The sequence below is a fragment of the Posidoniimonas polymericola genome (assembly GCF_007859935.1).
GTDB classification, from domain to species: domain Bacteria; phylum Planctomycetota; class Planctomycetia; order Pirellulales; family Lacipirellulaceae; genus Posidoniimonas; species Posidoniimonas polymericola.
Genome location: NZ_SJPO01000001.1, coordinates 899,294 through 922,553, shown reverse-complemented (window position 1 = coordinate 922,553; position 23,260 = coordinate 899,294). Strand labels below are relative to the sequence as shown.

17 protein-coding genes are annotated in these 23,260 nt (G+C 65.0%); 16 read left to right on the top strand and 1 reads right to left on the bottom strand.

Annotated elements, in window-relative coordinates:
* Positions 1–33 precede the first annotated feature (33 nt).
* Positions 34–300, bottom strand: coding sequence for a hypothetical protein (locus Pla123a_RS03680; protein ID WP_146584161.1), 267 nt, complete (start codon positions 298–300; stop codon positions 34–36).
* 1,078 nt (positions 301–1,378) lie between these two features.
* Here Pla123a_RS03680 and Pla123a_RS03675 point away from each other — a divergent pair.
* The 16 genes from Pla123a_RS03675 (at position 1,379) to Pla123a_RS03600 (ending at position 22,955) form a co-directional block, all read left to right on the top strand.
* On the top strand, positions 1,379–3,757 hold the full coding sequence (locus tag Pla123a_RS03675; protein WP_197527645.1) for a glycoside hydrolase family 2 TIM barrel-domain containing protein: 2,379 nt from the start codon (positions 1,379–1,381) through the stop codon (positions 3,755–3,757).
* Positions 3,758–4,392: 635 nt separating this feature from the next.
* Entirely contained in the window at positions 4,393–4,692 is a 300-nt protein-coding gene (locus Pla123a_RS03670; protein WP_146584159.1) for a helix-turn-helix domain-containing protein, read from the top strand.
* A gap of 531 nt (positions 4,693–5,223) precedes the next feature.
* Complete coding sequence (locus Pla123a_RS03665) at positions 5,224–13,236, top strand: cadherin-like domain-containing protein (protein ID WP_197527644.1); 8,013 nt, start codon at positions 5,224–5,226, stop codon at positions 13,234–13,236.
* Between the two features lie 56 nt (positions 13,237–13,292).
* Positions 13,293–14,084 (top strand): PEP-CTERM sorting domain-containing protein, encoded by a 792-nt coding sequence (locus Pla123a_RS03660; RefSeq protein ID WP_146584157.1) that lies wholly within the window; start codon positions 13,293–13,295, stop codon positions 14,082–14,084.
* Positions 14,085–14,706: 622 nt separating this feature from the next.
* Positions 14,707–15,537, top strand: coding sequence for a DeoR/GlpR family DNA-binding transcription regulator (locus Pla123a_RS03655; protein WP_146584156.1), 831 nt, complete (start codon positions 14,707–14,709; stop codon positions 15,535–15,537).
* Positions 15,538–15,677: 140 nt separating this feature from the next.
* On the top strand, positions 15,678–16,397 hold the full coding sequence (gene pduL / locus Pla123a_RS03650) for a phosphate propanoyltransferase (RefSeq protein WP_146584155.1): 720 nt from the start codon (positions 15,678–15,680) through the stop codon (positions 16,395–16,397).
* A 130-nt stretch (positions 16,398–16,527) separates the two neighbouring features.
* The gene (locus Pla123a_RS03645) at positions 16,528–16,827 is read left to right on the top strand and encodes a BMC domain-containing protein (protein ID WP_146584154.1); all 300 of its coding nucleotides are present in this window, start codon (positions 16,528–16,530) and stop codon (positions 16,825–16,827) included.
* Between the two features lie 43 nt (positions 16,828–16,870).
* Positions 16,871–17,140 (top strand): BMC domain-containing protein, encoded by a 270-nt coding sequence (locus Pla123a_RS03640; RefSeq protein ID WP_146584153.1) that lies wholly within the window; start codon positions 16,871–16,873, stop codon positions 17,138–17,140.
* Positions 17,141–17,180: 40 nt separating this feature from the next.
* Positions 17,181–18,368, top strand: coding sequence for an acetate/propionate family kinase (locus Pla123a_RS03635; protein ID WP_146584152.1), 1,188 nt, complete (start codon positions 17,181–17,183; stop codon positions 18,366–18,368).
* A gap of 22 nt (positions 18,369–18,390) precedes the next feature.
* Positions 18,391–18,702, top strand: a complete 312-nt coding sequence (locus Pla123a_RS03630; protein ID WP_146584151.1) for a EutN/CcmL family microcompartment protein — start codon at positions 18,391–18,393, stop codon at positions 18,700–18,702.
* 39 nt (positions 18,703–18,741) lie between these two features.
* Positions 18,742–20,178: an aldehyde dehydrogenase family protein gene (locus tag Pla123a_RS03625; protein ID WP_146584276.1), complete on the top strand. Its 1,437-nt coding sequence runs from the start codon at positions 18,742–18,744 to the stop codon at positions 20,176–20,178.
* Positions 20,179–20,195: 17 nt separating this feature from the next.
* A complete protein-coding gene (locus Pla123a_RS03620) occupies positions 20,196–20,456 on the top strand; it encodes a EutN/CcmL family microcompartment protein (protein WP_146584150.1) in 261 nt (86 codons plus the stop codon).
* A gap of 29 nt (positions 20,457–20,485) precedes the next feature.
* Entirely contained in the window at positions 20,486–20,740 is a 255-nt protein-coding gene (locus tag Pla123a_RS03615) for a hypothetical protein (protein WP_146584149.1), read from the top strand.
* Between the two features lie 20 nt (positions 20,741–20,760).
* A complete protein-coding gene (locus Pla123a_RS03610) occupies positions 20,761–21,048 on the top strand; it encodes a EutN/CcmL family microcompartment protein (RefSeq protein WP_146584148.1) in 288 nt (95 codons plus the stop codon).
* 52 nt (positions 21,049–21,100) lie between these two features.
* Positions 21,101–21,964 (top strand): class II aldolase/adducin family protein, encoded by an 864-nt coding sequence (locus Pla123a_RS03605; protein WP_146584147.1) that lies wholly within the window; start codon positions 21,101–21,103, stop codon positions 21,962–21,964.
* 58 nt (positions 21,965–22,022) lie between these two features.
* Positions 22,023–22,955 carry a lactate/malate dehydrogenase family protein gene (locus Pla123a_RS03600; protein ID WP_146584146.1) on the top strand — a complete coding sequence of 311 codons (933 nt, stop codon included), beginning with the start codon at positions 22,023–22,025 and terminating at the stop codon, positions 22,953–22,955.
* Positions 22,956–23,260 lie beyond the last annotated feature (305 nt).

Genomic DNA, 23,260 nt, shown 5'->3' with positions numbered 1-23,260 from the left:
GGCGTGCAGCGTATGCCCCAGGGTGCCCGCGTATCAATTGTTTGTGCTCGCTCGCGCTAACAGCCCCGCGCCGCAAAAGGCGACCCGAAGATAGGTACCGACAAACGACCGTCCTTCGGCTTCACGCTTCCTGAAGGCGTAGCTGATCGCGCCGCCGCCGCCGCGAGCTGCCTCATACCGGCCAATCGGGGCGGAGAGCTCGTCTCTCAAAACGCGGGTGACCGACGAATTCTCCCCGTTGACATTCTGCCACTGGGCGACTGTTCCTTCGTAGTGGGCAAGCGCGACCAGGCGGAACATAGACTCCTGTCCCCGCTGGCAGAAGCGCTTCTCGCGCTCGATAGGGCTTCCGACCGTCTGAGACTCGCCGCCAACTCAGGGACGTAGTTTCGGTTCACCCGAGACTGGGCGATTATCGGGGGGAACTGGCCACCGTGCCCGTGTCGGCCCGGGGCCACCGCCAGGTCATAGGCCTCGGCGACAACCTCGATCAACCGCTTGCCAGCGGTCGGGTAGTTGCAGCAGAGCCAGCCGATGGCAGCCACCTGATTCCCCGACGGGCTGTCCACCGCCACTTGCGCGTCGACGACATAGGCGATGGACCAGTGCAGCGCAGGCCAGGGTGTGTCGTCCCGGGTGTTCAATGGCCGGACGTAGCGCTCGTCGAGCACTCGCCCTACAAGTCGGAAGAGCACCGCATCGGGACGGCCGTAGTCAGCTGACGGATCCGAGAGGCTAGCACCGGCTGCGTCCCGCGAGGCCGTCCGCTCCCGGCTGCGGCGCCGGCACACAACGCTTCGGGCTGCAGCGATCATCGTTCTACTCGCCAACATCAATCTCAGCACCTTGTCGGCGACTCGATGCCCCATGAAGTCGGTCTAAGAAATTACGAGGTAGCTCACCAGTTTGTCGCCTTGCGAGATTCGGACGCGATTCATCGGCGCAGCAAAAACAATCGACCGAACCAACAACGACGACACCGCACAGCTCACCTAGTGTTCGCCGGTTGAGGTTGGCCCGTCGTCGGCATGAAACCATGCTTACTGCCATAACCCAATTCCGGACACATTGGTGCTCGATCATTTCGGTGCAATTGCGACGCTTCTTCGCAGTCTCGGGATGAACCTCCCACTACGCGGCGGCTCAAGGACATCGAGCGACACACTAAGCAGGCAGAGCCGCAGCACGTGAAAGGCTAGGCCCGCACTGGTGGCGAATCAGTCGCCGATTTGCGACAATTCATCGCAGTCCTCGATCCTTCATGACTTGAGACCGAACGGTTCCCATGAATAGCCCCCTGGTAGAGACAACGCACCGAACCGCACGCCAACCTCGCTGCGTTGATGCGGCGATCTGCTCGTGGGCAGCGACGCTCTGTTTGCTCATCTCCGTCCCCACCATGGCCGAGGGCGTGAGGTCGCGTGACTCGTTCGACTCGCATTGGAAGTTTCGACTCGGTGACGTCGAAGGCGGCGAGGCTGTCGACCTCGACGACGCCGAGTGGAGGACGGTCGACCTGCCGCACGACTGGTCGGTTGAGCAACCGTTCGACCCCGACGCCGCGAGCGGAACTGGCTACCTGCCCGGGGGAGTTGGCTGGTACCGCAAGGCCTTCGACGCCCCCGAGTCGTGGCTGGGTCGCGAGGTCGAGCTGCACTTCGACGGCGTCTACCGCAACAGCGAGGTCTGGGTCAACGGCGAGCCGGTCGGCGGCCGGCCTTACGGGTACATCCCATTCAGCGTTCGGCTGACTCCTCATCTGAAACACGGCGACCGCAACGTGGTCGCGGTGCGGGTGGAACACGAAGCAGTGGCCGACTCGCGCTGGTACACCGGCTCGGGCATTTACCGCCACGTGTGGCTCGACGTGACGGGGCCTATCTCAGTCGCCCGCTGGGGGACATTCGTCACGACGCCCCGCGTGACCGACGAGCGCAGTGACGTGACGGTCGCCAACACCATCCGCAACCTGACGTCCGAAACGGCGGCGGTGCGTGTCGAGACCACGGTCGTCACCCCCGGCGGCCAAGAGCTCTCGCGTCAATCGAGCGAGATCCAGATCGCCGCCCAGTCGACTGAGACCGCCGCCAACTGGCACGTTATCAAGTCGCCATCGCGGTGGTCGCTCCAGAGCCCAAGCCTCTACTCTGTTGTGACCCGCGTCTACCTTGGCGACCAACTTTTCGACGAGACAAGCACCGACTTCGGCGTCCGCTCGTTCCGGTTCGACCCGGACGAAGGATTCTTCCTCAACGGCGAGCCGACGCTTATCAAGGGCCTCTGCCTGCACCACGACGCCGGCGTGGTGGGCGCCGCCGTGCCAGACGACGTGCTCTACCGACGGCTGAAGATTGTTAAAGATTTTGGGGCGAACGCCGTGCGTTGCAGCCACAACCCGATGGCCGCCGAACTATACGCTATGTGCGACCGCCTCGGGCTGCTGGTTATGGACGAGGCCTTCGACGAGTGGGAGCTAGGCAAACGCAAGTGGGTTAAAGGGCGCAACGTCGGCCGGGCAAAACGCGCCGGCTACAACGAGGACTTCGAGGAGTGGGGGGAACGGGACGCCGCGGACATGGTCCGTCGGTCCCGCAACCACCCGTCGATCATCTTGTGGAGCATCGGCAACGAGATCGACTACCCAGGCGACCCCTACGACCACCCCGAGTTCTTCGACCCCGCGGCGCCCCCCGTCGACGAGGGATCGCCGAGCGCCACGCGGCTGGCGGTCGTCGCTCCCAAACTCATCGCCGCGGTCAAGCGCGAGGACCCAACACGACCGGTCACGATGGCCCTCTCCAACACGCCGGCCGCGAACAACGTCGGCCTCGCCGCGATGCTCGACGTGTGCGGCTACAACTACCAGGAGCAGTTCTACGACCGCGACCACGCCGAGTTCCCCGGTCGTGTCATCTACGGCAGCGAGACCGGTCAAGGACCCCGCAGCTGGCGGGCGGTGGTCGGCAAGCCGTTCATCTCTGGCCAGTTCCTATGGTCGGGGTTCGACTTCCTCGGCGAGGCAGGCCGGTGGCCGAACCACGGCAGCCGCTCTGGGGTGTTCGACACCCGCGGTTTCGTGAAACCCTACCACTGGTGGCGACGAGCCGAGTGGAACGAAGAGCCGTTCGTCCGACTCCTGGTGACCGAGAGCGAGGAAGAGTCGGGCGGCGGCCGACGGTGGCAGCGACTGGCCCGCTACCCCCGACTCTGGCAAGGGGAGGCTGGCTCCGATCGACGCGTGCTGCTTGTCACGAACTGCGAAGAGGTCCGACTGCGACTTAACGACGCCGACATCGCAACTCGCGTGTCACGCGGGGGCGCGGAACGCGTCGCCCAGCTGGCGTACGAACCGGGTAAGCTGGCCGTCACAGGACTAAACGGCGGCCGCGAAGTCGCCCACGATGCGATCCGAACGCCGGGCCCTGCGTCCACATTCACCCTGGCCGCCGACCGGCCCGGCCTGTCAACCAGCCGCACTGGCACAGCAGCGATCGAGGTCCGCGTCGTCGACGCAGACGGGACGCTGGTCCCCGATTGGCGCGGTCCGATCTCTGTCGAAGTAACCGGCGCGGGCCGGCTGTTGGGCGTCGACAACGGCGACCAAGACGACCCGACGCCGCTGCAGTCGCCGACAAAGCGAGCGGTCGACGGCCGGCTGCTCGTGCATGTAAAGAGCGCCGAAGAATCGGGGTCGATCCGGGTGCGCGCCTCCGGCCCCGGCCTGGCGCCGGCAGACCTCACGATCACCGTCCGCTAGCAACTCCAACGCATGTGCCGTCAGGACGCAATCGACACCTGTCGACTCCTAAGGCGCATTCAGCGCCGGATGTCCCCGCCTTAAACGGACAAGACTTGACCGCTCTCAGCAATCCGACCCCATCAGAGCAGCGACCCAGGCCAATCACCATTCGTTAGAGGACGGCTTGCGGTTTGGTCGCAGCCCGGGCTATTTGCAGAGTGCAGTCGGCGGAAGTCCATCCCCCCAAGGGGTGGGCTCTCAAAGCTAAATATCTCGACAAAATCCGAATGCCGAAGATTGCGTAACGCCGCACAAGGGAGTAGGATCGCCCCAGGCGGCAGGCCGCACGCACTCGCGCCGTTCGCCGATACCTACCCAACCACGACACCACTGAAGCGCAGACGGAACGTTTCCGAGGCTCCTCCAGTTTTTACACCGCTAGCACCTTTGCTGGGACCCCGCGTGATCACGCGGACCGGCAGCGGGTCGCAGCGATTGCCTGCAGCGCCCAGCAAGAGCGTCTTTGCGCTCGTAGCTTGCCGGCGCGTTCCAGCGAAACACGGAGCCCCGACCGAAGCCTGACAATCTCGGTTTCGACACGCCGGACCGGCCGGGCGGTTGATCGTCTGACGCATGACACGGGGCAAAACACGATGGCGAACTTCGGAGCAGCGAGCGGGACCGCCGAGCGATTGGTGCCGGAAGATTGCGACCTCTTCAACGACCGAGAATGGCGCGCCATCTGTGACCGGCTTGAACTGAGCAGCCGCCAGGCCGAGGTCGTGGTCCGTGTGATTTGCGGGCAGGGCGATCGAGCGATCGCCAATTCGCTGGGAATCTCCTGCGCGACGGTGCGTGCTCACCTGCACCGGGTCTTCGAGACGCTCGAGGTGAACGACCGTGTATCGCTATTGGTACTCGTGTTCCGCGTTCTGCGGTCATTCGACCGCTAGCAACTTGCGCTTCGTCGGAGCTTCCCTAACGGTCGCGTTTGGTCGCCGTCGTCAGCGCTGCGCAGACAATAGCGTCTAACGCTCTCTTCTACCGACGATGCAATCGACACTTCTCTCGGTCTCCGACGCCGACCGATTACCGCTCAAGGCTCTCCCGATCCCGCACTGCTCGCCAGGTACTCGCGGTAAACAAAATGATAATTGCTTACCCGATGGATGCGGTTTAACCTCGAACTGCGGCTCTGCATTCGGGTAGTTTCCGGCGGAACCCCCTCGTCCCAGCAACCCGATCAGCCACCGCAAGGAACGAGCTACCACCCTTCCCATCGAGCAAAGCCTTCTGTATCGCACGAGCGAGCCTCGGCGTGGGCCGCACCGACGCGGCGCCGCCAACCGGCGTCGAACCCACGACCTCCGTCTCCCTTCACTTCGCCGACGCCGCCCGCAGCGGACGTCGACCCAGCAAGTGAACGACGCCTAGACAACCAGCCGTTGCATTCATTTAAGCCCACACCAGGGATCGTTATCGCCATGAATCGTCGCCACCACACTCCGTCCGCCAGCCGTCCCACCCGTCGCGCCGCCCACGCCCGCCTGAAGGCCGAGCGTTCGAGCCAGCGTTCGCAGCAACGCTTCTACGCGATGCAGCGTCGGCGTGAGTCGCGGCTTGAGCGTTGGCGCAAGGCGTTCCCGCAGCGTTTCGTGCCGATGAACCTCTCTCGCTTCTCGGCGCTGTGGGCAGCAATGCTGGGGATGATCAGCGAGCTTTTCACCCCGCCAACGCACCGGCGTCGGGCGTCCGCCGGTGTGAGGGCGCGGGGGAATCGGCAACGTTTCTTCCAGCCGCTGGAAGAGCGAGCCCTGCTCGCAGCCGACCTTGTCGTTGGCAGCTTCACTTTCGCTGATGTCGCAACCGATACCGACATGTCGGGCGACCTCACCACCGGCGACATCGTCAACTTCACTCACACGGACTCAAACGCGCCGGCGACCGCCGAATTTAACGTCGAGGCGTTTACGACTATCGGCGCCGCCATCAGCACAGCGGCCGCGGACACCGTAAACAACAACGCACTTTCGAACGACCGGATCTTTGTTGCCGGCGGCGAGTTCGCCGAGAATCTCTCGGTGCCCGCGGGCGCTGGCGAGCTGGACGGCTTGGAGCTAATCGGCGACGGCGCCTCGAGCACGACCCTTTCGGCAAGTGGCACGCTGGTTGACACGGACGCCGAGGGCGTTTCGATCAGCGGTTTCAACCTGAAGGCGACCGCTACCGGCTCAACTTTCTTCGCCGACGGAAGCACCGCCACGCCGCTCGCCGTGACCGCCACGGACTACCAGATCGTCGTCGACGAGAGCAACGTGGGCGCACCCACATCGTTCGACATCACCATCGACGGCTCAGCGATCACCAGCCTCCTCGCTGGCGACACCAAGGGCAGCGTTTCTGCCGCTGGCGCCGAAATCACCTACACGCCAGTCAACACGACCGAGGGGCCGACCACCGCAACCTTCAACTTCACGACCGCCGACGGCCTCGCCGGCACCGTCAATGTCACCATCAACCCAGTGAACGACGCCCCGGTCGTCACTGCCGGTGGGGGCGGCGCCCCGACCTTCTCCGAGGGTGGCTCCGCTGTTGTCGTCGACAGTGGCGTAACCGTCGCTGACGTAGACGACACCCTGATCGAGTCGGCCACTGTGACGATTGCGAGTGGTTACGACGCCAACGACCTGCTGTCTGTGACCGCTTCCTTGCCGGCCGGTGTGACGGCCAGCTACGCCGCCGGCGTACTGACCCTCTCGGGCGCGGCCACCGTTGGTGAGTACCAGACCCTGCTGCAGTCGGTCGAATTCGAGAACATCGGCGACAACCCGACCTCGGTCGCCCCGGCCCGCGCCATCGAATTCAAGGTAAACGACGGCGATGAGGATTCAGCGGTTGCATTGGCCACGGTGAACGTCGCAGCCGTTAACGATGGTCCTGTCGAGGAGAAGATCGGCACGGATAGCGTGCTTGAAGGCGCCTCAACCCTGATTCACGGTCGCAACAACGACGGCAACGTCGTAGGCTCTTCCGACCTCGTGTTCTCCGACCCCGACGATGCCGACACCGCGATCATCTACGAGATTGTCAGCCTAACCAACGGCTACCTCCGCATCGGGGGCAACAGCTACGGCGATGGCCAAATCCTTGGCGTCAATGACACCTTCACCCAGGACGACCTGAACCTCGCCACCGGCGACAACTCGACCCGCGTGCGCTTCGATCACGACGGCTCCGAAACGACCACCGCGGGCTTTACCTTCAAGGTTCGTGACGACGCCGGCGCCGAAAGCGCCACCGCTAGCACGGCGACTCCGGGCGAGTTCTTGCTGAACGTCAACCCGGACAACGACGCCCCGACGGTCGCCACCAACGACGAGCTCACCGTCACCGAAGCAGACGCCGACGTCTCGCTGGCCGGCACCCTGGCCGCCGCCGACGTGGACAACGTCAATGCCGACCTCGTCTACACCGTGACCTCCGGCCCCTCGGCAGGCACTCTGTCGCTGACCACGTTCACTCAGGCACAGCTCGACGCGGGCGATGTCAAGTACACCCAGTCGACCCCCAACGTCTCGGCGGACTCGTTCGAGTTCACGGTCAGTGACGGCGACAAGTCGGTATCGGCGACCTACAGCATCACGATCAATGAGGTCAACGATCCGCTTGAAATCACGACAAACCTCGGCCTGACGGTGGTAGAGGGCGGCAGCCAGTCCCTCGACACGCGGCTCGACACGACCGACGCCGACACCGCCGACGGCGACATTGTCTACACCGTGACCTCGGGCCCGGCAAACGGCAGCCTGTCGCTTAGCACGTTCACCCAGGCACAGCTCGACGCGGGCGACGTGACCTACACCCACGATGCCGGAGAGTCGACGTCCGACTCGTTCGCATTCGATGTTACCGACGGCATGACGGTGCTCTCCAGCACCTTCTCGATCAGCGTCACACCGGTGAACGACCCGCCGGAGGTCGACACGAATGATGGGCTGAGCGTGACCGAAGGGGACGTTGATGTCTCGCTGAAGGGCACCCTAGAGGCTAATGACGCAGAGACCGCACCAGCAGACCTGATTTATACCGTAGTGACTGCTCCGGCCGACGGCAGTCTTGCGCTACTCGGCACCCCTCTCAATCCAGGGGATACCTTCACGCAGGCCCAACTGGATGCAGACGAAGTAACCTACACCCATGGCGGGGGTGAAGACCCGACCGACTCCTTCACCTTCACGGTTGAGGATCTCGACGGTGGCACAACGGCGTTGCAGTTATTCGACATCACAGTTGCTGGTGTCAACGATCCGCCAACGTTTGACATCTTGGCAACAGATGTGACTCGTGACGAGGACTCCGGCCCTTGGTCTGTGGATGGCTTCCTCTACAACGTCGACACCGTCGATGGCGCACCAGAGTACTCCGTGGATGTCTCCAGCGACAATCCTGCACTGTTCACGGCGAGTGGCCAGCCCTCAATTGACACCAACACGGGCAAACTGACGTTTGAGCCGGCCCTCAATGCGTTTGGCGTTGCAACTGTAACCGTGGCAGTCACCGACACGGATGGCGGGACCGACACCACCGAAAAGACTTTTACTATCACCCTGACCGGAATCGACGATGCTCCAACTGTCTCGACTAACACGCTAACAATGGCCGAGGGCGCCGCGGTGACGCTGACCTCGAGCAGCCTGTCGGTCACCGACCCCGATACCGCGGCGGCCAACCTAGATGTTACCGCCACATCGGTGCCGACGGGGCTCCAGCTCGAGCTCGCTAGCGATCCGGGAGTGGCGATCACCGCGTTCACCTACGAGCAGCTGCAGCTCGGCCAGGTGAAGCTGGTTGACCTCGATCCAGCCGGCGTGATCGGCTCGGCCACGATCGACTTCAGCGTCGAAGACGGAGACACCCCGGCGCAGACCGCCTCGCTGGTGGTGAACGTCACTCCAGTGAACGACGCGCCAGTCGTCGACAATAGCGGCTCCACCGACAACTCCTTCACGGAGGGCGGCGCGGCTGTCGATATCGCCGACGCACTCTCGATCACTGACGTGGACAGCACCGAGCTCGTCTCGGCGACGATCAGCATCACCGATTTCGAGCCGGGCGACCTGATCGAAATCGACGCGGCTCCCGCGATGAGCCCGATCACAATCGACGACTCGGCCGCCGCAACTACGGGCGTAATCACGCTCACCGGCGCCGCCACGCTGGCCGAGTACCAGGACATCCTGGATTCGCTGAAGTTCAGCAACAGCACGAACGACCCGACCGTCAACGACACCAAGACGACCCGCTCGATCAACGTGCAGGTGAACGACGGTGCGGCTGCGAACAACCTCGGCGACACGACCATCACGGTCGATGTCGTCGCCGTGAATGACGCCCCCGTGATCACCAGCGCCAACGACGGCCAGACCCTGACCTACACCGAAGGTCAGCCGGCGCCGACAACGCTGTTCGGCGACCTTAGCATCGCAGACGATGACGGCCTTGCCACCGAGACGTTCGAGTCCGCCACCCTGACCATCACTGGGTTCCAGTCTGGCCAGGATGTGGTGAGCTACACCCCGGCTACCGGCCTGACCGTCGTCCTTGACGACACGACGACGCCCGGCACGATGGTGGTGACCATCACCCCGGACACCGCGGGGACCGTCGGCGCAGCCGACTACGAGGCTTTGCTGCAGAGCATCACCTTCGAGAACACCAGCGATGCCCCGGCCACAACGCCGGACCGCGTCGCTACGCTCGAGGTCAGCGACGGGGACGACGCCTCTAACGCCCTGACGACCACGATTGAGGTTGTCGCCGTGAGCGACCCGTTGGTGGAAGACACCAACACGCCGCTGACAATCACCGAAGGGTCGAACAACGCGGACGGCAACTACATCACCGACGCGATCCTCAAGGTTACCGACGCCGACGGGATCCCGGCCTCCGACATCATCTACACGCTGACCGGCGTCAAGCGTGCAGACAATACGGACGGCTCCGACCTGGTCGAGCTCCGCCTCCGCGAGGTAGGGCCCACATCGACGTCGGTCATCACCAGCTTCACGCAGGAAGACGTCAACAACACGGACGTCAGCGGGGCCAGCAGCACGCACGCCGGCATCCAGGTCCGTTCGCTCGGCGTCGACGCCACCCCGGGCAACGACGTCGCGATCCTGGTGTTCGAAGTCACCAATAGCCAGAGTGACACACCGATTACGGTTGAGCTGACGGTGAACATCGAACGTGTCAACGACACTCCGTCCAACAACGACGGACCGGGCACGGTCACGTTGGACGAAGAAGTTGACGGCGTCGAAGTCGCCCAGGTGATCGACGGGTTTAACTACACCGACGAGGAAACGGCCGCCGGCGACCTGACGGTCCGCATTACCGGGGTGAGCAACCTCGCCGACGGCGTCCTGACCGTCAACGGCGTGGAGTACGACGGCACCACCGACCTGGACATCAAGCAGTCGGACATCGACCTTGGAAAGCTGACCTTCACCCACACCAACCGGGTCGAAGGCCAGGCGCCGATCACGGTCGACTTCCAGGTGATCGACGAGGCCGTCGACGCCCTGCCCGCGAAGACGCGGAACAATCAGTCGTTCACGATCGAGTTCGCCCCGCAGAACGATTCGCCGCTTGCCGAGGGTGATGCGTTCAACGTTGGGGAGGACGATACGGACGTCAGCGGCAACCTGTTCAGCGACAACGGCAGCGGCCCCGATGCCGATCCTGACGGCGTCGCTCCGCTCAAGGTGATCGCTGTCAACGGCGTCGCCGCTGACGTGGGCGCCGAGATCCCGGTAGCCGGCGGCGGCCTCCTGACCGTGAACGCCGACGGAACGTTCTCGTACAAGCCGGCCGGCGAATTCGAGAACCTCGACGACGGCGATTCCGCCGATGTCTCGTTCACCTACACCGTCGAGGACTCGTCGACCCCGCCGATGTCCGACGCGACCCTGTCAACCGCGACGGTCACGATCACCGTCAACGGCGCCAATGACGCGCCGACGCTGAACGACCCGAACCCGGGTGACCCGGGCATGCTCAGCGTGGCCGAGAACCTCCCGGTGGGCACGGTCGTCGCTGAGATCGTCGTGGATGACGTTGATGACGGGGAAACCCTGACCCTCGTCTTCGTGGCGCCCAACACCGAGTTTGAGATTGTCGAGAAGGCCGGATCGCCCGGCGTGTTCGAGCTCAAGACCCTCGTCAGCTTCGACGCTGAGAACGACGGACCCTACAGCTTCGACATCGTCGGCAGCGACGGCGACCTCCCGACAAACACGCTTTCGCTGACCGTCACGATCGACAACGTCAACGACCTGCCGGTGGTTGACGTCAACGCGGGGGCGTCGGTGCTCGAGGGCGGAGCGGTGTCGCTGACGGATTCCGAGCTCTCGGCTTCTGACGACGAGGACATCGACCCCGTGACCTACATGGTCGTCACCGGCCCCGCCAACGGTTCGCTCAACGTCTCGACCTTCACGCAGGCCGACCTTGCCGCCGGCAATGTCGTCACCTACACGCACGACGGCAGCGAGACGCTTGGCGACTCCTTCACCTTCAAGGTGGTGGACTCCGAAAGTGGCGAGAGCGCGGTGCAGACCTTCGACATCGCTGTCACCCCGGTTAATGACGCCCCGGTGGCTACCCCGAACCCGCTGTCGATCACGGTCGACAAGGACAGCACCATCACCTTCGACGCTCTGGCGACCATCGACGCGGTTGAGCTCGGCCAGACGGTCAGCCTGATCGGGGTCGGGTCCACCAGCGTTGGCGGGTCCTCAGTCCTGGCCGCGCTCGGCACGGGCATGATCACCTACACGCCGAACGGAAGCGTGGGTATCGACTCGTTCACCTACACGGTGAAGGATAATGGCGGCGTTGCGAACGGCGGCGCCGACACGACCACCGTTACAGTGAACGTGACGATCGAAGACCTCGCTCCGGACGCCAAGGACGACAGCGCGACCGTCACCGAGGGTGGGACAACCACGATCGACCTGTTCGCCGACAACGGCAACGGAGCGGATGTCTCCGGCCAGTCCGGTGCTCCGACGATCTCGGAAGTTGCCGGTGTGGCGTTCTCCAGCGGGATGGTCATCACGCCATCGACCCCGGGCAGCACGCTCACGGGCGGCACCCTGACTCACATCTCGGGTGGCCAGTTCGAGTACGCGAGCGACCTTGCCGAAGAAATCAGTGAGGAGGTGTTCAGCTACACCATCACCGACGGCACGACCCCGGACACCGCCACGGTGACGATCGACGTCGACGATATTGCGGACGTTGTTCCCTTCATCAGCTCGCTCTCCGGATCCACCTCGGGCAGCGAGGGTGACACCCTATCGTTTACGGTGGTTGCCTCTGACGGCGACTCCGATCCAACGCTGACCTACGACTGGAACTTTGGTGACGGTACGCAGGTCTTCGGCGTCTCCGCGTCCGAGTCGCACACCTACACCGAGAAGGGAAGCTACACTGTGACGGTCACCGTGTCTGACCGCGGCCAATCGGCTTCGGCATCGGCGGGCGTGACCATCATCGACGACGTCGCTCCCGAGATCGCCTCGGTGAAGGTCGGCTCGCTGGACTGGAGCAACAGCTTTGTTGACTTCGTCGATCCGGTCGGCGGCCTTGGCTACTCGGTGACCGACGGCGAGGCCCCGCTGCCGTGGGTGAACCTCGACGTCATCCACGTGACGTTCAGCGAGGAGGTGCAGAAGATCGGCGGCGGCACGATCACGGCCGCTGATATACAGCTTGTCGGATTGGACGGCTCGCCGAGCATCGCCTCCTTCACCTACGACAACGCCACCTTTACCGCTACGATCACACTGCTTGATCCGATCGGGCCCGACAAGCTGCTGGTCTACGTCGATGGCTCCGACGTCGAGGACGACGCCGGCAATGCCGTTGGCGACGGTGGAACGGGCAGCGACTCAATGCGGTTTGATGTCGTCCCCGGCGACGCCAACCGCAGCACAATCGTCTCGCCCACGGACCTTGGGTTCGCCAACGGCAAGAAACTGCTGGCGGCCGGCGACACTGGCTACTCGATCTACGCAGACGTGAATGGCTCGGGCACGGTGACCGGCACCGACGTCAACGACATCCGCCTGCGGCAGTTCAGTTCGCTGCCCACCGGCTCCCCGATGGCTCCGGCGCCTGCCCCGGTAGCGGCTCCGGCCGCCGCCGCGGCGGCGGTGACCGCCGCCCCACAGGCCGAAGTGGCTCCGGCCTCGCGGCCGGTTCTGTTCGCCTTCGCCGAGAGCGTCTCGGTCCCCAAGGCAAGCTCCCAGTTGGTATACAGCCAGTCGGAAGTAGTGAGCTACCAGGACCAGTCGCTGCTGCTCTACCTGCAGGAGTCGGGGTCGCAGACCAACGACGATGATGAAGCGACCGACGGCGAAGAGACGGAAGAAAACGAGACGCAAGAGCAGCGGGACGAGGCAATCGGCCAGCTCTTCGGCTCGGCCTTCTAACGGTTCAGCCCTGACTACCACGACTCAAGACTGTACATGACACCGGAGAGAAGGCTATGCGTTTGACATTGATAATCGTGACCGTGCTCGCCGCCTTTGTTGCGGCGGGCCCAGCCGCCGCCGAGGTCGGATACCTGCTCCCGGAACTCAACGTTCCGATAAGCAACGCCAACCCGGTATCGGGTTCATTCGACGTGCGTCTGGCGGTCTCGGGGGCGGAGGTGGGGCTTCCCGCCAGCGCGTTCGCCGTGGAACTTTCAGTTGGCTCATCCGACGTGACGCTCGGCGACGCGACAGGCCCGGCGAACCCGCTATTCACCGGCGGCACGCTGCTCAACTTCTCGGACAGCAGCCAGGCGGTCCAGGCGGCCCAGGACCTATACAGCTCGAACCCCGGATCCGCCCCACTGGTAGACGGGAAGGGCTTGCTGTCCGTGCCATTCTCGATTGCGACACCGACCGTGGGCGAATACTCGCTCTCGTTCGGCGGGCTCAACGAACTCGCGGATGATGCGGGCGCCGCCTACGCGCTGAACGTGTCCGATGTCGGTTCGATCTCGGTGTTCCTGAGCGGCGACTTCAACCGCGACGGCAGCGTTGACGCGGCCGACTACACTGTCTGGCGGGACTCGCAGGGAGACCCTGTGGCGGCCTACGCGGCCGCTGACGGCGATGGCGATGGCCTGATCGACGACGACGACCTCTTGGTGTGGAAAGGGCAGTACGGCGCGTCGATTCCCTCGCTGGGGGCGGCCACGGCCGCTCCGGAGGCGGCCAGCCTTGCTCTAGTCGGCCTCGGTGGCTGGTGGGTGGCAGGCCGGCGTAAGCGTCGGCGCGGCTGCTTTTGAGCGTTGCGCCGCCAACGTCTCCAGTCGATCCAGCAGAGGACGGCTTGCCCTGGTTGACGACCTGGCGCCAGCGGCTCGTTCGCCGCGCTAGCCTAAGCAGCTGGCGACGACCTCGTGTCTGGCAACTCCCCGCCCTAGTTTGGGCGGTCCTGCTGTCTTGTGCTTAACTGCTCGGGACCGTATCGTCCCCGAGGCCGTAGATTTCGGCCGCGGCGATGACTCTACGTCCGCTCACAGCCCACCCGGTAGCAGGCACGACGAAGATCGGCAGGCTCTTCTGCACCGCAATCGCTTGCTTGGCGCCGCGTAAGCGGATCCCCACAGACCGCGTCTGAAGTCATTCTGACTGATAGCTGTCAACGGACGCCCGGAGGTCCGCCCCAGGCCCCCATGGTGGACTAGTCCTTCGAGAATCCATAAGGCGTTTCTAGAAAACACCTTACGACACAATCCCAGGTCCGTTCGGCTGGAAGTGGCATATCACAGCCACCTAATGACGGGCGGACGCCAACTTCGCTCCATACTCTGGTTATTTTCTGTCATTGCACATGCAATAAGTGATTGATTGTGACGCCGGTACTGGTCAGAATAGGCGAGAACGCAAGCAGATCTCGTCACAGGTGTGTCCGTGGTTACCGAACGCAGGAAGCGATTACTGGAGCTCGTCAGGCGGGACGGATTTGCCTCGTTGCCGGCCCTGGCGGAACGCCTGGAGGTCTCTGAGTCGACGGTCCGCCGCGACCTGATGCACCTGGAGCGGGATGGGCTGACGCGTCGGACTCACGGCGGAGCGTTTTACGCTGGGCCGTCGCCGCACTTGTCGCACTTCCGCAACCGGCAGACGGCCGAGTGGAGCAAGAAGCGTGCGATTGCCCACGCGGCTGAGGCCCTGGTGCCCGACACCGGCGTGCTGCTGCTCGACGGGGGGACAACTACCTACGAACTCGCCCGACGGCTAACTAGTCGACCGCTGCAGGTCGTCACGAATTCGCTGCCGGTCGCCAACCTGTTCAGCTCCCGCCCGGAGGTCGACCTGATCCTGATCGGCGGGTACCTGAAGAGCACCTCCGGGGTGCTGGTCGGCGCCTACGCGGAAGAGATGCTCGGCTCCTTGCGGGTCCAGACGGCGGTTATCAGCGCCGCGGGCATTAACGAGACCGGGCTGTACAACACGAACCACATGATCGCGTCCACTCAGCAAGCCATGATCCGGGCGGCCGACGAGGTGATCTTGGTCGCCGACAGCACCAAGTTGGGGCGCCAGAGCATCGCCAAGGTCTGCGGCCTCGACCAGATCGACCACTTGGTTGTCGACAGCCAGATTGACAAGAAGTGGTTTGAGCCGCTTCGCGGCGCCTCGATCAACTTGGTGGTGGCCGACGACCTCCCCGCCGACGACGGCGCGGCGGAGGACGGAGGCGCCGCGATCGACCCCACACCCAATCATCACTAGCAGCTATTCCCAAAACCCCGTTCCTGAGACGCGACATCGCGTGAGCACGAACCCCGCCGTTTACGAACGGTAACGTGCCGACCAACCGGTCACGCCGCAGAAACCTTGTCCGTGCCACTGGCACTAGTCGCAGCACAGCCATGACCAGCAACGCCGTACTCCAACGCAGCGACGTCGAGCGGATCGTCCGCGAGATTGTGCGACGCCAGTTCTCGATCGCCGACCTGGGACAGCAGACCACAGCGAGCCGCGCGGCGGCGCACTCGGAGCTGGTGGTGAGCGTCTCGGCGCGGCATGTCCACCTGACCGACGAGCACGTCGAGACGCTGTTCGGTCCGGGGAGCACGCTCACGCCGGGCAAGGACCTCTACCAGGACGGCTTCTACGCCGCCGAGGAGACGGTAATGGTGGTCGGCCCGCGGAGGCGGATGCTGCCGAACGTGAGGGTGCTCGGCCCGACGCGGTCGTTCAGCCAGGTCGAACTGGCGTTCACCGATGGGATCTCGCTGGGGATCGACCTGCCGGTCCGCGCGAGCGGCAAGATCGAGGGGACGCCCGGCTGCGTGCTGGTGGGCCCGGCCGGCGTGGTCGAGCTCGCCGAGGGCGTGATCCGCGCCGAGCGCCACGTGCACATGAACCACCGGGACGCCGAGCGGCTAGGGGTCAAGAGCGGGGACCGCATCGACCTCGAGGTCGAGTCGTCCAGCGGGGTGTTGTTCAAGGACCTGCTGGTGCGGGCCGACGCCACCAGCAAGCTCGAGGTGCACATCGACACCGACGAGGGTAACGCGGCCGACCTCGACCACGCGACCGGCGTTCGGCTGGTCAAGCAGGAGGGCTGTAAGTGCCAGGCGGGGTGAGGCCCACCCCACGGGGCGTGGCCGCCACGAGAAGCACGCAACAAGACAAGCCTCGGAGGACCGCAGGCACTGAGGTTCAGGAATAACGGAATGTGTCGTTTTATCCAGGTTTGACAGCGAGGATTCAAAGATGGCGAAAGTAGTCGAGGCGCTCGGCATGATCGAGACCAAGGGCTTCGTGCCGCTGGTCGAGGCGACCGACGCGATGCTGAAGGCGGCGAACGTGACGTTCCTGTCTTGGGACAAGGTGGGCGCGGGCCTCGGGGCCGTGTTCGTCACGGGCGACGTCGCCGCGGTGAAGGCGGCCACCGACGCTGGGGCGACCGCCGCCGGCCGGATCGGCGAGGTGATTAGCGTCCAGGTGATCCCGCGTCCGCACGAGGACGTCGAGACGGTGTTCAGGAAGGCCGCGCCGCCGCGCAAGAGCTAAGCAAATCCCATAGATAATCCCCATTGATTTGAAAGGCTGAATCATGCAACAGGCAATCGGACTAGTAGAGACCAAGGGCCTTGTACCGTTGGTTGAAGCGACCGACGCGATGGCCAAGGCGGCCAACGTGAAGGTCGAGAAGCGCGTCGACTTGGGCGGCGGCTTCGTCACCAGCGTGGTGAGCGGCGACGTCGGCAGCGTCCGCGCAGCGGTCGAGGCAGGCGCCGCAGCGGCGAGCCAGGTTGGCGAGTTAATCGCAAGCCACATCATCGCCCGCCCGTCGGACGGCGTGATGGACGCGTACTTCAAGTAGGCGAGAACCGCTCCCCCCACCCCTATTAGCGGACCCCACCATGAAGGTGTTGGTTGCCAACCTGGGCTCGACGAGTTTCAAGTACCGGCTGTTCGACATGCGCGACGAGCGTCAGCTCGCCCGCGGCGGCGTCGAGCGGATCGGCGCGGACCAGAGCGACTCGTTTGTCGAGGCCGGAGGCCAGCGACGCGAGTCGACCGTGTCGGCGCCCGACCACGGGGCCGCGGTGCAGCAGTGCCTGCGTGAATTGACCGATCCGCAGCTCCGCTGCCTGGCCTCGGCCGACGAGGTTAGCGCGATCGGGTTCAAGGCGGTGCACGGCGGCCGGGTCGGCGGAGTGGGGCGGGTCGAGAATGACCTGCTAGCGGCGATGGAGGAGATGGCCAAGGTGGCGCCGGCCCACAACCCGCCCTACGTGGCGGCGATGCGGCAGGTTCACGAGAAGCTGCCCCACATCCCGCTGGTCGCCGCGTTCGAGACCGGCTTCCACCTCACGAACCCGCCGCGGCTGAAGCACTACGCCGCGCCGGTCGAGTGGGCGGAGTCGTTCGGCGTGCGGCGGTGGGGCTTCCACGGCGCCAGCCACCGCTACGTGGGGCAACGCACCGCCGAACTGCTCGGCAGGGACGACCTGCGGGTCATCTCCTGCCACCTCGGCGGCTCGAGCAGCGTCTGCGCGATCCGCGGCGGCGAGAGCGTGGCGACCTCGATGGGCATGAGCCCGCAGTCAGGACTGCCGCAGAACAACCGGATCGGCGACTTCGACCCGTTTGCCCTGCCGGTGCTGATGGACCGCCTCGGCAAGACGCTCGACGAGACGCTCGCGCTGTTGGCCAACGAGTGCGGGCTGAAGGGGCTGTCGGGCTCCAGCGGCGACGTCCGCGACCTGGCGGACGCGGCCGAGCGTGGTGACGAGCGGGCCCGGCTGGCGCTGGACGTGTACACCACGAGCGTGCGTCACTACCTGGGGGCCTACCTGGTGGAGCTGGGGGGGACCGACGTGATTGCCTTTGCCGGCGGCATCGGTGAGAACCGTGCCGACCTCCGCCGGGCGATCTGCGGCGGGCTCGGCGAGCTCGGCGTGGTGCTTGACGAAGAGAAAAACGCGGGGGCTCGCGAGGAGGGTCCCCTGCACGCCGAGGAGAGCCGGGTCCAGATCTGGATTGTCCCCACGAACGAAGAGCTGATTGTTGCTCGCCAGACGCAGCAGTTCCTCGAACAGTCGTAACGCCCCCTGTGAGCACTAGAAAATGTTTGTCGCCAAGGTAACTGGCTCGGTCGTCTCGACACAGAAGGTCGAGACCCTGCGCGGGCACAAGCTGTTGGTGGTCGAGCCCTACCGGCTGGACCCTAAGGACCGCAAGAAGCTGGTGAGCGCGGGCCGCACGTTCGTGGCGGTCGACACGCTGGGCGTCGGCGAGGGGGAGTACGTGCTCATCACGCAGGGCTCCAGCGCCCGGCTCACGCCCGAGACCAAGAACCTGCCGATCGACACGGTGGTGATCGGCATCATCGACCGAGTGGACGTCGACAAGAAAACCATTTTTGACCCGAGCAAGTAGTCCCCCGCGGACGCTGCCCCAGCGCGGAACCAGACCATGATGCAACTCGACGAAGCGACGCTACGCGGCGTCATCCAGCAGGTGCTCGCCGAGGTCGGCCAGCTGCCGCCCTCCTCGCCTACCAACGGCTTCCACGGCCGCAACGGCGTGTTCACCTGCGTCGACGAGGCCGTCGCCGCGGCGAGTGAAGCGTTCGAACAGCTCAGCCGCCGGACCATCGAGGACCGCAAGCGGATTATCGACCACATCCGCCGCATCTCGATCGACCAGTGCGTCGAGCTCGGCACGATGGAGATGGAAGAGACCGGCGTGGGCCGCCTTGAGCACAAGATCGAGAAGCTCCGCACGCTGGGCGAGCGGACGCCGGGCGTTGAGTTCCTCAAGTCCGAGGTGTTCAGCGGCGACCACGGCCTGGCGGTCATCGAGCGAGCGGCCTACGGCGTGATCGGCGCGATCACGCCGGTCACCCACTCGCTGCCAACCATCACCGGCAACGCGGTCAGCATGATCGCCGGCGGCAACACGCTGGTCGTAAACCCCCACCCGAGCGGCAAGCGGGTCGCGGCCGAGGGGGTGCGGCGGTTCAACGCCGCGATCGCGGCCGACCTGGGCATCGACAACCTGATCTGCGTGATCGCCGAGCCGACCCTCGAGTCGGCCAACGCCCTGTTCGCCCACCGCGGCATCGCCTGCATCTGCGTGACAGGCGGGCCGGCCGTGGCGCGGGCGGCGCTCAACAGCGGCAAGCGGGCGGTGGTGGCCGGGCCGGGTAACCCGCCGGTCGTGGTCGATGAGACGGCCGACTTCGACCGCGCCGCGCGGTCCATCATCCAGGGCGCCGCCTACGACAACAACCTGCTCTGCATCGCCGAGAAGGAGGTGTTCTGCACCGCCGAGGCGATGGACCCGATGCTGGCCGCCATGGAGCGGGCCGGCGCGGTCCGGCTGAACTCCACGGAGATCGACCGTCTGACCGCGGCCGCGATCACTACGGTCGGCGAGGGCGAGCACCGCCACGACGTCGCGGCCAAAGAGTTCATCGGCAAGGACGCCGCTGTGCTGGCACGGGCGGCAGGCCGCGAGGTCCCGGCCGACACCGAACTGCTGTTCGGCGAGACCGCCGAGTCCAACCCCTTCGTGCCGGTCGAGCAGATGATGCCGTTCGTCCCGTTCGTCCGCTGCACCGACATCGCCGATGCGATCGCCAAGGCTAAGCACTACGAGCACGGCTTCCGGCACACCGCAATCATCCACACCAACAACGTGCGGCACATGACGATGATGGGCAGGGCGATGGACACCACGCTGTTCGTCAAGAATGGCCCGAGCATGGCGTCGCTCGGCCTGGGAGGCGAGGGGTACCTGTCCTTCAGCATCGCGACGCCGACCGGCGAGGGGGTGACGACGCCGCTCACCTTCACCCGCGAGCGGCGGTGCTCGCTGGTCGACGACCTCCACATCCTCGGACGGGACTAGGGACGAACCCCAACGCCATGATCAACGCCCGCGTAGTCGGCAGCGCGACCTCGACCGTGAAGCACCGCTCAATGGAGGGCTTCCGCCTGCTGGTCGTGCAGCCCTACGGCCCCGACGCCCAGACCCCCGACGGCGACCCCCTGATCGCGGTCGACACGATGGGCGCGGGCAAGAACGACAACGTGATGATCACCAGCGACGGCCGCGCCGCCCGCGAGGTGCTCGCCGCCGAGAACACCCCGGTCCGCTGGATCGTGATCGGGATCTGCGACCACTAGCATGCCGCCTCCGGCAAAACAGCACTGACGTGACTCTCAGCCAAGAACAACTCGAATGGATCGTCGCCGAGGTCGTGCGGCGTCTGCAGGCCGGCGGCGTCACCCTGCAGGCCGCGGCCGCCCCGAAGCAGGAACTAGCGCTGAGCGAGCGGCTCGTCACCCTCGAGACGCTCCGCGGCCGACTGGCCGGCGTGTCGCGGCTGCGGGTCGAGGCCGGGGCGATCGTTACGCCGGCGGTCGTCGACCTGCTGAAAGACAACCAAGTCCAACTGGTTAAGGGCTAGCGCCCCGAGGAACCCGAGCAGTGAGAATCGCCAAAGTCATCGGATCGGTCGTGCTCAGCCGCAGCCACCCTAGCCTGGCTGGCGGTTCGCTGCGTCTGGCTGTGCCGATGACGCTCGACGAACTGACGCACGACCGCGACCCGGCGGGCGAGCCGCTTGTGGTGTGGGACGACCACGGCGCCGGCGAGGGATCGCTGATCGCGCTGAGCGAAAGCGGCGAGGCGGCCCAGCCTTTCCGCCCGGAGCTCAAGCCGGTCGACGCGTACAATTCCGCGATCCTCGACAAGCTGACGCTCTTCGACCAGTAGACTCATCACTCATCTAGAACAAGCAACCAACGTCAACCGACAGGGACCCACCATGATTAACGTCCACCGGATGAAGCAAGAGATCTGCGAGATCGGCGACCGGATCTACAAGAAGGGCTTCGCCGCCGCGAACGACGGCAACATCACCTACCGCGTGAGCGAGAACGAGGTGCTCTGCACCCCGACCATGCATTCCAAGGGCTTCCTCAAGCCGGAAGACATCTGCACGGTCGACATGAACGGCAACCAGATCGCCGGGTCGAAGAAGCGTTCCAGCGAGGCGTTGCTGCACCTGGAGATCATGAAGGCCCGGCCCGAGATCAAGAGCGTGGTGCACTGCCACCCGCCCCACGCCACGGCCTTCGCGGTCGCGCGGGAGCCGATCCCGCAGTGCATCCTGCCGGAGGTCGAAGTCTTTCTGGGCGACGTGCCGATCACCAGGTACGAGACCCCCGGCGACAAGGCCTTCGCCGAAACCATCCTCCCGTTCGTCCACAACACGAACGTCATCGTGCTGGCCAACCACGGCACCGTGAGTTACGGCGAAAACGTCGAACGAGCCTACTGGTGGACCGAGATCCTCGACGCCTATTGCCGGATCCTGATCCTGGCGAAGCAGGTGGGCAACGTGTCGTTCCTGAGCAAAGACAAGTCGCAGGAGCTGCTAGACCTGAAGCAGAAGTGGGGCTTCGACGACCCGCGGCTGCACAAGGAGTTTGAAAACTGCGACATCTGCGCCAACGACATCTTCCGCGACAGTTGGAAGGACTCGGGCGTCGAGCGCCGGGGCTTCCCCGCCCCGCCCCCCATGCCGGCCGTTCCGACGCCCGCGGCGGCCCCGGCTGCCAGCAGCGACATGGAGAACATGGTCCAGCTGATCACCGAACGCGTGGTGGAAGCCCTGTCGAAGAAGTAAGCACCCAGCAACCGTAACTCCGGCGACGCGGCACACGACTTAGAGGGAGCACCAAAGCATGAAAGTTAGCATTATCGGCGGCGGCGGGCTGGTTGGCTCGTGCGCGGCCTTCGCCCTGCAGGCCGGCGGCATCGTCCGCGAGATCAGCCTAATCGACGCCAACGCCGATATGGCCGCCGGCCAGGCGCTCGATCTATTGCATGGCGGCCCGAGCATCGCCGACCAGGTCATCAACTCGGGAGGCTACGAGCACATCCCGACGAGCGATGTGATCTGCATCACGGCCGGCCTCCGCCGCAAGCCGGACGAAAGCCGCCTCGACCTAATCAACCGCAACGTCGACCTGTTCCTGACAATCCTCGACGCCGTCAAGCAGGCGGGCCCCAAGTCGTGCGCGAAGGTGCTGGTGGTCTCGAACCCGGTAGACGTGCTTACATACCTCGCCGCCCAGCGGCTGGGGCTGCCTACGAACCAGGTGATCGGGCTCGGCACCCAGCTCGACACCATCCGCTTCCGCAGCCTGATCGCGGCGGAGCTCAGCGCGCCCCCCACCCAGGTCAAGTCGCTGATCCTTGGCGAGCACGGCGACAGCATGGTGCCGATCTGGTCGAGCGCCACGATCGCCGGCCTGCCGATCGACAAGTACCCTGGCTGGAACGCCAACCTTGCAAATCAGCTCTTCACCCGCACCAAGGGGAGCGGCGCCGAGGTGATCCGCGGCAAGGGGGGCGCCGGCTTCGCCGTAGGGGTCGCGATCCAGGACGTCATCGAGGCAATCGCCCTCGACAGCCGCCAGGTGCTGCCGGTCTCGAGCGTGCAGGACGGCTGCTACAACATCCGCAACGTTGCCCTCTCGGTCCCCACGGTCGTCGGCCGCGACGGCGTGATGGCCCGGCACGAGATCGAACTCTGGCCGAAGGAGATGCAGGGCCTCCGCAACAGCGGCAACGTCCTGCGTCAAACTCTCGACACTGTACTCGCCCGCGTGTGAGGGGAGAGCACTTCGCGACTGGCACGACCTCAGCTGCGGGCGCATGACTAAGCCGCCGAGCCGCCAGATCCCGACGCGGCCGTACGAACCAACCTTCTGGCGGCGCCAAGCTGGTGCTTTCTAGTCCGGCAACTTCGGACACGCGTATGTATACGCCGAGTGCATGGAGATGACTCGGGAACTTCGCGGCGATGGTGCTTGGCTCTGATTCCCGGGGCGGGGCCATCGGACCGACCAATGGTCAGCCTGACGCGGAGGGGACTGGACCGGTCGCCCCCTTTTAGCTTGATCCTTTGCGTCCTGCC

What these genes read in the sequence shown, in the direction of transcription:
- Pla123a_RS03605 (WP_146584147.1), top strand. Translation starts at nt 21,101, where the DNA reads ATGATTAACGTCCACCGGATGAAGCAAGAGATCTGCGAGATCGGCGAC.
- Pla123a_RS03640 (WP_146584153.1), top strand. Translation starts at nt 16,871, where the DNA reads ATGCAACAGGCAATCGGACTAGTAGAGACCAAGGGCCTTGTACCGTTG.
- Pla123a_RS03670 (WP_146584159.1), top strand. Translation starts at nt 4,393, where the DNA reads ATGGCGAACTTCGGAGCAGCGAGCGGGACCGCCGAGCGATTGGTGCCG.
- pduL (WP_146584155.1), top strand. Translation starts at nt 15,678, where the DNA reads ATGACCAGCAACGCCGTACTCCAACGCAGCGACGTCGAGCGGATCGTC.
- Pla123a_RS03600 (WP_146584146.1), top strand. Translation starts at nt 22,023, where the DNA reads ATGAAAGTTAGCATTATCGGCGGCGGCGGGCTGGTTGGCTCGTGCGCG.
- Pla123a_RS03645 (WP_146584154.1), top strand. Translation starts at nt 16,528, where the DNA reads ATGGCGAAAGTAGTCGAGGCGCTCGGCATGATCGAGACCAAGGGCTTC.
- Pla123a_RS03665 (WP_197527644.1), top strand. Translation starts at nt 5,224, where the DNA reads ATGAATCGTCGCCACCACACTCCGTCCGCCAGCCGTCCCACCCGTCGC.
- Pla123a_RS03680 (WP_146584161.1), bottom strand. Translation starts at nt 300, where the DNA reads ATGTTCCGCCTGGTCGCGCTTGCCCACTACGAAGGAACAGTCGCCCAG.
- Pla123a_RS03660 (WP_146584157.1), top strand. Translation starts at nt 13,293, where the DNA reads ATGCGTTTGACATTGATAATCGTGACCGTGCTCGCCGCCTTTGTTGCG.
- Pla123a_RS03625 (WP_146584276.1), top strand. Translation starts at nt 18,742, where the DNA reads ATGCAACTCGACGAAGCGACGCTACGCGGCGTCATCCAGCAGGTGCTC.
- Pla123a_RS03620 (WP_146584150.1), top strand. Translation starts at nt 20,196, where the DNA reads ATGATCAACGCCCGCGTAGTCGGCAGCGCGACCTCGACCGTGAAGCAC.
- Pla123a_RS03630 (WP_146584151.1), top strand. Translation starts at nt 18,391, where the DNA reads ATGTTTGTCGCCAAGGTAACTGGCTCGGTCGTCTCGACACAGAAGGTC.
- Pla123a_RS03635 (WP_146584152.1), top strand. Translation starts at nt 17,181, where the DNA reads ATGAAGGTGTTGGTTGCCAACCTGGGCTCGACGAGTTTCAAGTACCGG.